Genomic DNA, 12258 nt, shown 5'->3' with positions numbered 1-12258 from the left:
CCGCGCTCGCAGGGACCGTCCTGCCGGGGCACCGGGCGCACGGCCGCGAGCAGCAGCGCGGCGGTCAGCAGGACCGGCGCGAAGAAGACCCAGCGCCAGCCGAGCCGGGTGAGCAGTCCACCGGCCACCAGGCCGAAGGAGAAGCCGCCGGCGGCCGTACCGGCGAAGATCAGCAGGGCCTTGTCGCGGCGCGGGCCCTCCTCGTACTCCGTGGTGATCAGGGAGAGCGCGGCCGGGGTCATGAAGGCGGCCGAGACGCCGGTGACGAAGCGGGCGAGGACCAGCATCCAGCCCTCGGTGGCGAAACCGCCGAGGCCGGAGAAGCCCAGGAAGACGGTGAGCCAGAGCAGGAACATCCGGCGCCGGCCCAGCAGGTCGGCGGCCCGGCCGCCGAGCAGGGTGAACCCGGCGTATCCGAGGACGTAGGCGCTCATGACCCAGGCCGCGGTGCCGGTGGTCAGCCCCAGATCGGCTCTGATCGACGGGATCGCGACGGCCATCATGGCCACGTCGATGCCCTCCAGGAAGATCGTTCCACAGAGGACGAAGAGCAGCGCCCAGGCGCGGGTGCCCATGACCACACTCCATGATTCGTGGACCGAGCAGCACCAGCAGGAGATCGCCCAGGCGCGGAAGGCGTACGACAAGCGGGAGTCGGAGCCGGCTTAGGCGCGTTGGTCGAGGTCAGCGGCTTTTGTCAGTGGCAGCCGCTATAAGTGACCTCATGACGCAGCCATCTGAATCCGCATCAGCACCCGCGCCGCTGCACTGGAAGCTCGTCATCGACTGCGCCAACCCGCAGTCGCAGGCGGACTTCTGGGCCGCCGCGCTGCACTACGAGGTCGAGGACAACAACGCCCTCATCGAGCGGCTGCTGGAGCTCGGCGCGCTGCCGCGCGAGGCCGCCGTCGAGTTCCACGCCCGCCTCGCCTTCCGGGACCTGGTGGCCGTACGGCACCCCGAGGACCCGTACGACCAGGAAAGCGGGACCGGGCTCGGGCGGCGGCTGCTGTTCCAGCGGGTGCCGGAGGACAAGACCGTCAAGAACCGGCTCCATCTCGATCTGCACGCGACCGAGGGGCAGCGGGAGGCCGAGGTCGAGCGGCTGAGAGGGCTCGGCGCGAGTGTGCAGCGGGAGGTGAAGGAGCCGTCCGGGCAGTGGGTCGTGATGACGGATCCGGAGGGGAACGAGTTCTGCGTGCAGTGAGTGTGGGGTGGCCGCCCGGTAAACGAACATCGCTGTCCTGATACCGCTCTTGACGGAGAGTTAGTCCCAGCTTCACCATCTGGGCACCTCATTCGCTGTGGAATCCCTGTGATTCCCAAGGAATTCGGAGCCCCCCACATGAAGCTCTCGGTTCCAGGGCGCCTCACGGCCACCGCCGTCGTCGCGTCCGTCACTCTCCTGCTCGGCGGATCCATAGCCGGGGCGGCCCCCGCCTCGCAGTCCGCGGTGGCCGCCGCGCCCGACATCCCCGTGGCCAACGTCAAGGCCCATCTGACCCAGCTGCAGTCCATCGCCACCGCCAACGGCGGCAACCGCGCGCACGGCCGCGCCGGTCACAAGGCCTCCCTCGACTTCGTGAAGGCCAAGCTCGACGCCGCCGGATTCACCACCACCGTCCAGCAGTTCACCGCCTCCGGCCGCACCGGCTACAACCTGATCGCGGACTGGCCCGGCGGCGACCCCAACCAGGTCCTGATGGCCGGCTCGCACCTCGACGGCGTGAGCTCCGGTGCCGGCATCAACGACAACGGCTCCGGCTCGGCCGCCGTCCTGGAGACCGCGCTCGCCGTGTCCCGCGCGAACCTCCAGCCCACCAAGCATCTGCGGTTCGCCTGGTGGGGCGCGGAGGAGCTGGGGCTCGTCGGCTCCCGCTACTACGTCAACAACCTGTCGTCGGTGAACCGCGCGAAGATCAGCGGCTATCTGAACTTCGACATGATCGGCTCGCCGAACCCCGGCTACTTCGTCTACGACGACGATCCGGCGATCGAGAAGACCTTCAAGGACTACTTCACGGGCATCGGTGTCCCGACGGAGATCGAGACCGAGGGCGACGGGCGTTCCGACCACGCGCCCTTCAAGAGCGCGGGCGTACCGGTCGGCGGGCTCTTCACCGGCGCCAGCCGTGCCAAGACCTCGGCACAGGCGGCCAAGTGGGGCGGCACGGCGGGGCAGGCCTTCGACCGCTGCTACCACTCGTCCTGCGACACCACGTCCAGCATCAACGACACGGCGCTGAACCGGAACAGTGACGCGCTCGCATACGCGGTGTGGGACCTGTCCTCCTAGACTAGGTCCTGTCTGGAGTTCGGATCATGTGGTGCGATGCTGCGGAGCCAGAGCATCGCACCACACAGGTGCAGTCCGGCCTCGTAGCTCTCCGGGGTCTTGTCGTACCGGGTAGCGATACCGCGCCAGTTCCGCAGCCGGTTGATGCACCGTTCCACGGTGTTGCGCTCTTTGTAGAGTGTCGCGTCGTGTGAGACTGGCCGACCGCCGGAGCTGCCACGCTTCTTGCGGTTCGCGGCCTGGTCGATCTTCTCCGGGATCACGGCTCGGATACCGCGTCATCGCAGGTAGCGGCGGTTGCGTCGGGACGAGTACGCCTTGTCCGCGGCCACCGCATCCGGCCGGGTCCGCGGGCGCCCGATCGGGCCGCGCACCTTCACCCGTTCCAGAACCGGGGCGAACTGCGGACTGTCGCCGGCCTGCCCGGGCGTGAGGACGAACGCAAGCGGGCGACAGCATCGGTCAGCCGCCACATGGATCTTGCTCGTCAATCCGCCCCGGGAACGCCCCAGCCCGGCGGCTTTCAAGCGGGCCCGGTGTCGTCGGCGGACCCGTCGCCGCTCGACGCGCGCCTCATCCTCGGCCTGTCCGTCCTGCGTTCTTTGCTCCTTGCCCTCGCCCCCTTTTCGGCCTCGACGGCCATCTCCAATGCTGCCAACTGCTCGGGGTCCAGGGCCATCCCGGCGGCGTGATGGTGGGCCCGGGCGGTCGCAGAGTCCACGCTGACCAGGCCCAAGTCGGCCTGGCCACGGGCGGCGGCCTCGGCGATCACTGTGTGCATCAGGTCCTGGAAAACACCCCGCGTCGCCCAGATCCGGAAGCGGTCGTACGCGCTCTGCCAGGGCCCGGACTCGGTCGGCAGGTCACGCCAGGGGCTACCGGTCCGGAACCTCCACATCACCGCGTTGAAGTGTTTCCACAGGTCAGGTATGGGCCCAACTGCGGCAATCGGGAGATGGGGCTCGATCAGGGCCCACTGCTCATCGGTGAGATCGCCTCGCGCCATGCCTGACGGCCTATCAAGACCGAGTCCTCGCGCGCAGGCGATCTACCGAACTCCAGACAGGACCTAGGCGGTGATCCAGCACGGCCTGCCGGACCGCCTGCTGCTCGACCGCATCGAGAACCTGATGCGGTCGCGTCCCGCGAGGTGGTGTAAGCGATCATGCGCTTCGCCTTCCGGTACCTGGCTCGCGATGATCTCTCCGTTGGCGCGGCACGCGAAGTGGCCCGGTCAGGCGCGGGGAGTGCCTCAGCCGGTCGAAGTACCCGGCGTGACCTGCGAGTTCCGGTCCGTTGATCGGCTACACCACCCGGCGGGACGCCATCCCTGATGCTCGCCCGGACGCCGTCCACGCGGCTGAGCCACGAGCGACTCACGCCCTCCTGCCAGCCACTTCGCCCACCAGTTGTCCACCGCCTTGAGCGAGACCTGGAACACGTCCGCGACTTCCTCGCAAGCCCGTCCCGCCACCAACGCCGCTACCGCCCGCAGCCGAATGGCCTCCTGTGCCGACGGGCGACAACTGCCCTGCATCCCCCACCAGTTCACTCACGCAGGGACCAACGACCCAGAACACATACTGTTTCGGATCAGTAATGGAAGGCATGACGGAGGCATGAACGCGACGAAACCCTCGGGGACGGATTGTGTGCGTCCCCGAGGGCTGGTCACGGCGTTGGCGCTGCTGTTCAGTCGCCGCCGAGATGCTTGATCTTCTCGAACGGGTAGGCCCCCACGATCACCACAGCCATACCGTAGAGCGCGAAGACAACCAGCCCCCAGGTGGAGACCGACTTACCGCCGCCGCTCAGGATGACGCTGCCGATCGGCACGAGCGGTGCCACGCTGAGCACCGCGGCGCCGGTGCACCAGAAAGCCACCAACTGATTGGCCCGCTTCCGGAGCGCGGGATCGGACTTCACCTCCGCCGGGACGTCGTATCCGATGGACTTGTTGCAGACCTCGCCCCGGTATCCGACACGTGCCGCCAGCATGCTGACGACACCCAGCACGCAGAAGCAGCCGAAAATGAACATATAGGCCATGGGTACCTCGAGGTCTCGTCGTGCCGGGCGACCCTAGCGGACGTACTTGATGATGAAGGCGATGACCAGGTTGACGGCCTTGTTCTTCACCCAGCCCGGCAGAACCTTCCAGGCCCAACCACCGATCTCGCCCCCGAGGCAGCCGATGATGGCGTTCCGCACGTACGTCTTCTTGCTGGAGGCCTTGCCGGCCGCGATGTCGCTGAGCACCGACGTGGGAATGCTGGCCAGAGCCCCCCTGGCGCACCACGCCGCGGCCCCGATGGCGACTGCCGCGATGGGGAAGGCCCGGGTCTGACGCCCGGTCCCGCCGGCGGCTTCCTGACTCATGGCCTTCGAGATCTCAGCGAGGGCCTCTGAGCCCATCTCGTCCTCGATGAACTTCCGCTGCTCCGCGGTGAGAGCCGGCGCCGTCGATTCGCTCGCGGCGGCGAGGCGGACGGTCTCGGTGCGGGAGCTGTCGGCGGCCATGGCGGCGGGAGCCGCGGTGGCGAGCAGGGCCGTGCTGGTGACAGCAGCGATGCCAGCCAAAGATATACGGCGCATGACAGTAGTGCGCATTAATTCCCCTGTAGTTGGTGCTGCACCTCCAGGTCACGGAGGTGACGGTGATCGGTTACGAACCCTGACACTCTCCGGCGCGCGTTTACAAACCCTTTGCCTATGCGGATGATCACCGCCCTGACCAGGAGCCCATCTCCCTGTTCGTGCATCTTCATCAGAAACTGCCGCGGCCCGGACACGGACGGAGAGTGCCCTACCTGTCACACCGCCCGTCAGGCCGCCGAACGCGTCATCGATGACCACGATCTCAGGGCGGAACCGCCCTACGTGAGCGACCAGCCGCCCCACCGCTGCGTCGAGCAGCGCCTCGTACAACCGCGGACTACTGGGAGCAGAGTGCGGCACCTTCGCATCAGCGCAACCCAGCATCCGCAGCTCAGGGCACCCTGGATCCGCAGTTACTTCGGCGCCCCCGCCGCTACACCTTCGAAGAGAACCATCTGAGTTTCTGACCAATAACCGCCACGGTGGCCAAGCGGCCAGTCACTTGGTCGCGTTGTTCTTGTTCGCTTTGGTACGGGGCCAGTAGATCGTGATCTTCAGAAAGGGTTCAAGTCTGAGGCACCGACTGCAGTGGCGGAAGCGGGTCGGTGGTGAGGAAGGCGCGGATGGTCTCGGCGATGGCGGGCCAGTCGTGTCCGAACCAGATGAAGTGGCTGTCGGCCTGGCTCTCGACGAGTTCGGCGTGGGCGATGGCTGCGGCAAGGGACTGGGCGTGGGAGAACGGCACGGCGCCGTCCTTGCGGGTGGCGATCACCAGGGTGGGCTGGCCAACTTCGGTGGTGACGTCAGGGGTGGGCTGGAGGTCGTTGAGGAACCCTCTTCCGGACCGCATCTGGGAGAGCAGCGCAACCAACGTCGCGCGGTCCTGGGCCTGCAGGGCAGCAATGACGTCCCGGACCGGCAGCGTGGACAGATCGCGCAGTAACAGCCGCAGGCCCGTCTGTGGTGCGAGGCGCATGAGCCCGCGCATCGCACCCCAGGTGGCTTGCTCCTTGCCCTCGCCCCCTTTTCGGCCTCGACGGCCATCTCCAAGGCTGCCAACTGCTCGGGGTCCAGGGCCATCCCGGCGGCGTGATGGTGGGCCCGGGCGGTCGCAGAGTCCACGCTGACCAGGCCCAAGTCGGCCTGGCCACGGGCGGCGGCCTCGGCGATCACTGTGTGCATCAGGTCCTGGAAAACACCCCGCGTCGCCCAGATCCGGAAGCGGTCGTACGCGCTCTGCCAGGGCCCGGACTCGGTCGGCAGGTCACGCCAGGGGCTACCGGTCCGGAACCTCCACATCACCGCGTTGAAGTGTTTCCACAGGTCAGGTATGGGCCCAACTGCGGCAATCGGGAGATGGGGCTCGATCAGGGCCCACTGCTCATCGGTGAGATCGCCTCGCGCCATGCCTGACGGCCTATCAAGACCGAGTCCTCGCGCGCAGGCGATCTACCGAACTCCAGACAGGACCTAGGACTGCTGTCCTCCTGAGACCGCTGTCCCCCTAAGACCGCTGACGGACGCGCTCGGTGAGCCGGCCCATGCGGGCCCGGGCCGACTCCAGCTTCTCGGCGTCCTCGGCGGCCGGGCCGTCCTCCGCGGTGAGGACGGCCCACAGGGCGATCAGGTCGTGGCCGAGGCGCAGGCCCTGCTCGGGGTCGCGTACGGCACGCCAGGCGGTCGCCGCGCTCAGGACGTTGCCGTAGGCGGCCTCGGCGTCCTGGGCGCGGTGGTGTATCCGGGCGAGGTCGAGGGAGAGGGCGAAGGCGTGGGCCGGGTCGCCCGCCAAGTAGGCGATGTACGCGGTGAGTTCGCCGAGCTGGAGCACCTCGGGGTGCTCGCGGCCCAGTGACTGCGAGGCCTGCGCGACGGTCCGCTGCGCGAGCTCGGCCGCCTCCTGCGTCCGGCCGGCCCTTACGGCCTCGTTGATCCTGGTCACCGGTTCCGCGAGGAGACCGGCGGTGGGGGGCTCGTCGCCGAGCACGGCTTCGGCGACGGCGTCGAAGCCTCGGGGCGGGGTCGGGGGTTTGGGGGTGAGGTCGAGGGCGGGGTCCAGGGCCGGGTCGAAGGCTCGGTCCGGGGTGGGCTTTGGGGAGGGGTGCGCGGGTGCGCCCGTCGCTGGTGCGTCCTGCACCGGCGCGTCCATCACAGGCGGCGGGCCGAACTCCCCCTCCGGCGGAGCGACCGTGCCGGGGACGGCGTCCTGTACGGCGCGCAGCGGGAACGTCGGGGCGGCGTCAGCGACCGGACGGAGCAGATGGGTCGGCCTGTCCCGCGCGGGCCGCGGCGGCTCCTCCGGAAGCGGTACGGCGGTCTCCGCTCGCGGCGCCGTCTCGACCGGGTCCCCCGTCAGCGCGCTCGACCCGTCCAGGTTCACCTGGAGCGGCACCGCGTACCCGATCCGGTCGTCCTGGATCGTCGCCCGGACGGCGTGTCCGGTGGCAAGGGCGATGCGGTGGAGGTGGTTCAGGACGGTCTGCTGGATCTCCTCGCCCGGCGCGGCCGTGACCGGGACCCCGCCGACCGACGCGCCGACCGCGCCTTCCGCGCCCGTCCCCGGAACACGGACCTCGATCGGCGCCGCCGTAGAAGCCGCCGGATCCACAGTCCGCTCCTCCCCCTGTTCCCGCTTCTTCGCGCGGCTGAGTCGAGACATCGGTTCCTCACTCCCTGGCAGCACCTACCGTCGAGTCTCTCCGCAGGTCCCCGGTGCACACGTCACCGGGGCGTCACAGCCTCGTTCCAGGAACTCACACCCCGTCCTACGGATCCCCCCCGGCCGCCCTGAAGATCATTGGCGTGACAAGGGAGGAACGCGGGCATGCGGACTGACGTGCAGCAGGGACCGGAGATCTGGATCCGCGGGCCGGTGGCCGTACCGGAAGAAACACGGCCGCCCGTACCGCCTGCCGGTGTCACCCGCCGGCGCTACTCCTGGGTCGCCACCCATGGCGGCGCCGGCGTCACCACCCTGGCCTCCGTCTACGGCGGCCACGACTGCGGGCGCGACTGGCCGGGGCCCGGTGATCCGCAGTCCGTCCTGCTCGTCGGCCGTACGCACGCCGCCGGCTTGGACGCCGTACTGCGGGCGCTGGAGGCCTTCCGATACGGACGGGTGCCGCCCGGCCTCGACCTGGACGCGGTCGTGCTCGTCGCCGACGCGCCGGGCCGGCTGCCGCGTCCGCTCGCCCAGCGCGTGAAGGCGATCGAGGAGGTCATCGACGTGTACCGGGTGCCCTGGGTCCAGGCCTGGCGGCTCGGCGAGACCGACGGGCGCCCTCCACGGGAGACCGAGGCACTGGCCCACCTCACAGGGATCGGGCAACGGTAACGGGCGGACTCCGGATAATCCCCCTCGACAGTTTCTTGCGTACGCATATAATGCAGATGCAGTTTGTTCGCATACGCCGACCATTCGCATCCTGGGGGACCCATGACCCGCCGTTTCCTGTTCGTCCTGGGCAGCAGCCGCGACGACGGCAACACCGAGACGCTCGCCCGCCGCGCCGCAGAACAGCTTCCCGAGGACGTCGAGCAGCAGTGGATCGATCTCGCCGCCCATCCGCTGCCGGACTTCGTGGACCTGCGCCACGACAGCGACCGCGTCCGCCCGACGCAGGGCCCCGAAGCGCTGCTGCTCGACGCCACCCTCGCGGCGACGGACATCGTGATCGCCTCGCCGCTGTACTGGTACTCGGTGTCCGCCCACGCCAAGCGCTACCTCGACTACTGGGCGGGCTGGCTGCGCACCCCCGGCCTCGACTTCAAGCCGACGATGGCCGGACGCACCCTCTGGGGCGTCACCGTGCTCGCGGAGCACGAGCCGGTGGCCGCCGACCCGCTGATCGGCACGCTCAACAACTCGGCCGCGTACATGGGGATGCACTTCGGAGGGGTGCTGCTCGGCAACGGCAGCAAGCCCGGTGACGTACTCAATGACGCCGAGGCGCTGACCCGCGCGAAGACGTTCTTCCAGGGGGAGACTCCGCTCGCGCGGTTCCCCCACGAAAGCTAGTGCCGCGGCAGGCACGTTTGCCCGTCAAGGAGCGGCGTCCGGTGCGTGCTCTCGACGTGCCGGCCGGAAGCCCTCGTACTGGATGTACTTGGGCTTTCGGCCGGCGGCGAGAGTGCGTGCCGGGCGTCGCGACGGGGCGAACGTTGCCTGTCGCGGCACTAGGCCGTGATGTCCTTCGCCGTGAACCGCGCCCAGGCCGCCGAGCCGAACACCCCGGCGTACAGGGCCTGGAGGCCCAGGTTCTTCACCAGGTCGTCCCAGTAGATCGGGTCGCGCATCAGGTCGGCGAAGGACAGCCAGTAGTGGGAGAAGAAGTACGGCTGGAGGGCGTCCAGCTGGGGGATCTGGTCGAGGATCTGGATCGTGATCAGCAGGCCGACGGTCGTGGCCATCGCCGCGATGCCGCTGTTGGTCAGGGTGGAGACGAACAGGCCGAGCGCCGCGACCCCGGTCAGGGACGCGGCGACGATCAGTGCGATCAGCAGCGCGCGGCCGAGGCCCTCGGTGAAGCTGATCTGTGTGCCGGAGATCGTCGTCAGGTCCCCCAGGGGGAAGAGCAGCGCGCCGACCGTGAGCGCCGAGACCGCGACCACCAGCGTGGCCAGCAGACAGAAGGCCATCGTGGTCGCGTACTTGGTGAGCAGCAGCCGGGTGCGGCCGGCCGGGGCGACCAGGAGATAGCGCAGGGTGCCGGCGTTCGCCTCGCCCGCGATGGCGTCGCCGGCGACGACGCCGATGGCCATCGGCAGGAAGAACGGCAGCGTCGCGGCGAGCGCGGTGAACACCAGGAACAGACCGTTGTTGGTGATCTGCGAGATGAACGCGGGTCCCTCGCCACCCCCGCCGCCGGCCGAACCGCCGTCGCCGGTCTCGATCTTGACGGCGACCCCGACCAGGACCGGCACGGCGGCCAGTACACCGAGCAGGGCGAGGGTGCGCCAGCGGCGGAGCGTCGTACGCAACTCGTTGCGCAGCAGCCCGAAGGCCCACAGCACGCTCGCCGGGCGGGTGAGTTCAGCCTGCGACATCGAAGCCCTCTCCCGTCAGTGCCACGAACGCGTCCTCAAGGGAGGCCCGTTCGACGCCGAAGCCGCGGACGCGGACGCCCGCGGTCACCAGAGCGGCGTTGAGTTCCGCGAGATCGCGATCGGGCGGCTCGGCCGTCACCTGATCCTCCGCGACTACGACATCACCCGCGCCCTGTTCCTTCAGCACCCGGGCGGCGTCCGCGGTGTCGGGCGTGGTGACCACCAGCCGGCCGCGCATTCCGGCCGCGAGGTCGTCGACCGCGCCCTGCGTGATGAGCCGGCCCTGGGCCATCACGGCCGCGTGGGTGCACACCTGCTCGATCTCGTCGAGGAGGTGCGAGGAGAGGAAGACGGTCGTGCCGTCGGAGGCCAGTTCGCGTATCAGCGAGCGGATCTCGCGCATGCCCTGCGGGTCGAGACCGTTGGTCGGCTCGTCCAGCACCAGGAGGCGGCGCGGCTGGAGCAGCGCGGCCGCGAGGCCGAGCCGCTGCTTCATGCCGAGCGAGTACGCCCGGGCCTTCTTGCCCGCGGCGGCCGTCAGGCCCACCCGGTCCAGCGCCGCTGCGACGCGCTCACGCCGGGTGCGCGGGTCGGCGGCCGGGTCTGCGGCGTCGTAGCGCAGGAGGTTGTCGCGGCCGGAGAGGAAGCCGTACAGGGCGGGGCCCTCGATGAGGGCGCCTACGTGCGGGAGGACGGTACGGGTGGCGCGGGGCATGGGGCGGCCGAGGACCCGGGCCGTGCCGGAGGTGGGTTCGATCAGGCCCATCAGCATCCGGATGGTGGTGGTCTTGCCGGAGCCGTTGGGGCCGAGGAAGCCGAAGACGCTGCCCGCCGGGACGGTCAGGTCGAGACCGTCCACGGCGAGTTGTCCGCCGCGGTAGCGCTTGGTGAGCGCGCGGGTGACGATCACGCTGTCACCCTGCTCCGGTTCCGGCTCCGCGGCGGACGTGTCAGTCATGGGTGCCTCACTACCCCGCGTTCGCGGCCTTCACCAGCGCGTCCTTGGTGACCGCACCGACGTAGACCTTGCCGTCGTCCGTCATCAGGGCGTTGACCAGGCGGGTCTTGTAGACCGTGCCCTCGCCGAACTCGCCCTTCACCTTGTCGCCGAGGGAGTCCATGAACCCGCCGAGGGCGCCGCCGACCTCGGAGCCGGAGGGCATGCCCTCGCCGCCGGTGTCGAGGACGGCGATGGAGTTCCAGCCCTCGCCGATGACCTCGGGGGCGCCTTCCTCGGGTGCCTTGGGTGCCTTGGGTGCCTTGGTTGCCTTGGGTGCCTTGGGTGCCTTGGGTGCCTCGGGTGCCTTGGGTGCCTTGGGTGCCTTGGAGTACTCCTCGGCCGGAGCCTCGACCTCGCCCTCCTCGGTGACCTTCGCGCCCTTGGGCGGGGTGAAGTCGAAGGTCGACGCGGCCGGCTTGGCGAAGCTGATCTTCGTGAAGCCCGCGTCCACGACGGCGGCGCCGCCGCTCGACGGGGTCAGCGTGAACTTCAGCGGCATCCCGGTCTTGGCGTCCACGGCGACCGTGATGGAGCCGACCGTGGTGCCGGACTGCTTGGGCTTGATGAGCAGCCGGTATGCGTCCCGGCCCGCGACCTGCGCGGTGCCGTCGACGGTGACGGACGTGGTGTCGTCGACCGACTTCAGGGCTTCCTCGGTGAGGTCCTTGGGCGTGGCCGGGACCTCCTTCTCCTTTTCGGCGCTCTCGGCGGCGGTGCCGTGGAAGACCTCGTTGGAGGCGCTGTCGTAACCCCAGATGTCCTTGCCGTTGTGGATGAGGCTGTACTCGGCGGCGTTCTCCAGCAGCGAGAGCTTCTGCCGGTCCGGGCCGTCGGCGGCGACCCGCAGGGTGTTCGTGCCGGTCACCAGCTCGGTGAGCTTGGCCGAGGGGTCAGCGGACGAACCGTCCCCGGACTCCATCGCGCCGGACGCCAGCGAGCTCTCCAGACCGCCGAGGTCGGGCAGCCCCAGATCGGTGCTGATCTTCACCGTCCCGGACAGCTGCTGTACGTCGGACTCGGCGATCTTCTCGATGAGCTGCTGTGCGCTGATCTCCGGCAGGTCGGGGTCGCCGGAGTCGGCGAGGGCGGGGACGAGACCGATGGTCGCCGCCGCCACGCCCACCACCGCGACCGGAACGGCGTACCGCGCGGCCTTGCGCCGCCCCGCGCGCAGGTCGTCGATCTCGTCCGAGGTCGTGCTGTCGTCGGATTCGTACGGTGCCATGTGTGCCTTACCTCCGTCGTCGGCGGCGGCCTGCCAACTCCCGTGCGTCCAGCCCGTAGCCGCCATTCTCACCCGAATCGGTGAGGAGTGGTGTTT

The 12258-nt window shown here is 69.4% G+C and carries 12 protein-coding genes and 3 pseudogenes; 4 read left to right on the top strand and 11 right to left on the bottom strand.

Going from position 1 to position 12258, the window contains the following annotated elements; genetic code table 11:
• Positions 1 to 50 precede the first annotated feature (50 nt).
• Positions 51 to 500, bottom strand: a pseudogene (locus RMT89_RS46055) (MFS transporter); the annotation flags it as partial.
• Between the two features lie 224 nt (positions 501 to 724).
• Here RMT89_RS46055 and RMT89_RS25430 point away from each other — a divergent pair.
• Positions 725 to 1207, top strand: a complete 483-nt coding sequence (locus RMT89_RS25430) for a VOC family protein (protein ID WP_315886110.1) — start codon at positions 725 to 727, stop codon at positions 1205 to 1207.
• 138 nt (positions 1208 to 1345) lie between these two features.
• Positions 1346 to 2296 carry a M28 family metallopeptidase gene (locus RMT89_RS25425; RefSeq protein WP_315886109.1) on the top strand — a complete coding sequence of 317 codons (951 nt, stop codon included), beginning with the start codon at positions 1346 to 1348 and terminating at the stop codon, positions 2294 to 2296.
• Here RMT89_RS25425 and RMT89_RS25420 read toward each other — a convergent pair.
• The 7 genes and pseudogenes from RMT89_RS25420 to RMT89_RS25395 form a co-directional block, all read right to left on the bottom strand.
• Positions 2293 to 3302, bottom strand: a pseudogene (locus RMT89_RS25420) (IS5 family transposase). The gene RMT89_RS25425 and the pseudogene RMT89_RS25420 overlap by 4 nt on opposite strands.
• Before the next feature lie 246 nt (positions 3303 to 3548).
• Positions 3549 to 3833, bottom strand: coding sequence for a helix-turn-helix domain-containing protein (locus RMT89_RS25415; RefSeq protein WP_315886148.1), 285 nt, complete (start codon positions 3831 to 3833; stop codon positions 3549 to 3551).
• Between the two features lie 155 nt (positions 3834 to 3988).
• Positions 3989 to 4345 (bottom strand): hypothetical protein, encoded by a 357-nt coding sequence (locus RMT89_RS25410; protein WP_315886108.1) that lies wholly within the window; start codon positions 4343 to 4345, stop codon positions 3989 to 3991.
• A gap of 33 nt (positions 4346 to 4378) precedes the next feature.
• Complete coding sequence (locus RMT89_RS25405) at positions 4379 to 4876, bottom strand: hypothetical protein (RefSeq protein ID WP_315886107.1); 498 nt, start codon at positions 4874 to 4876, stop codon at positions 4379 to 4381.
• A gap of 583 nt (positions 4877 to 5459) precedes the next feature.
• On the bottom strand, positions 5460 to 5870 hold the full coding sequence (locus RMT89_RS25400) for an alpha/beta hydrolase (RefSeq protein ID WP_315886106.1): 411 nt from the start codon (positions 5868 to 5870) through the stop codon (positions 5460 to 5462).
• Between the two features lie 215 nt (positions 5871 to 6085).
• A pseudogene (locus tag RMT89_RS46050) lies at positions 6086 to 6301 on the bottom strand (transposase); the annotation flags it as partial.
• Between the two features lie 97 nt (positions 6302 to 6398).
• Positions 6399 to 7550: a tetratricopeptide repeat protein gene (locus RMT89_RS25395; protein ID WP_315886105.1), complete on the bottom strand. Its 1152-nt coding sequence runs from the start codon at positions 7548 to 7550 to the stop codon at positions 6399 to 6401.
• A gap of 165 nt (positions 7551 to 7715) precedes the next feature.
• On the opposite strand from RMT89_RS25395, the gene RMT89_RS25390 reads away from it, so the two are divergent.
• Positions 7716 to 8225 carry a DUF6668 family protein gene (locus tag RMT89_RS25390; RefSeq protein WP_315886104.1) on the top strand — a complete coding sequence of 170 codons (510 nt, stop codon included), beginning with the start codon at positions 7716 to 7718 and terminating at the stop codon, positions 8223 to 8225.
• A gap of 102 nt (positions 8226 to 8327) precedes the next feature.
• Positions 8328 to 8909 (top strand): NAD(P)H-dependent oxidoreductase, encoded by a 582-nt coding sequence (locus RMT89_RS25385; RefSeq protein ID WP_315886103.1) that lies wholly within the window; start codon positions 8328 to 8330, stop codon positions 8907 to 8909.
• 158 nt (positions 8910 to 9067) lie between these two features.
• Here the strand turns inward: RMT89_RS25385 and RMT89_RS25380 are convergent, their stop codons facing one another.
• Genes RMT89_RS25380 through RMT89_RS25370 form a run of 3 tightly spaced genes read right to left on the bottom strand, consistent with a single transcriptional unit; the run spans position 9068 to position 12162 of the window.
• Positions 9068 to 9937 (bottom strand): ABC transporter permease subunit, encoded by an 870-nt coding sequence (locus tag RMT89_RS25380; RefSeq protein ID WP_315886102.1) that lies wholly within the window; start codon positions 9935 to 9937, stop codon positions 9068 to 9070.
• Positions 9924 to 10895: an ABC transporter ATP-binding protein gene (locus RMT89_RS25375; protein WP_315886101.1), complete on the bottom strand. Its 972-nt coding sequence runs from the start codon at positions 10893 to 10895 to the stop codon at positions 9924 to 9926. The genes RMT89_RS25380 and RMT89_RS25375 overlap by 14 nt, the downstream gene beginning before the upstream one ends.
• Positions 10896 to 10905: 10 nt before the next feature.
• On the bottom strand, positions 10906 to 12162 hold the full coding sequence (locus RMT89_RS25370) for a DUF2092 domain-containing protein (protein ID WP_315886100.1): 1257 nt from the start codon (positions 12160 to 12162) through the stop codon (positions 10906 to 10908).
• Positions 12163 to 12258 lie beyond the last annotated feature (96 nt).

Origin of the sequence: Streptomyces sp. P17, from assembly GCF_032436805.1 — a bacterium.
Classification (GTDB): Bacteria; Actinomycetota; Actinomycetes; order Streptomycetales; family Streptomycetaceae; genus Streptomyces.
This window is presented reverse-complemented; position numbering and strand designations above follow the sequence as displayed.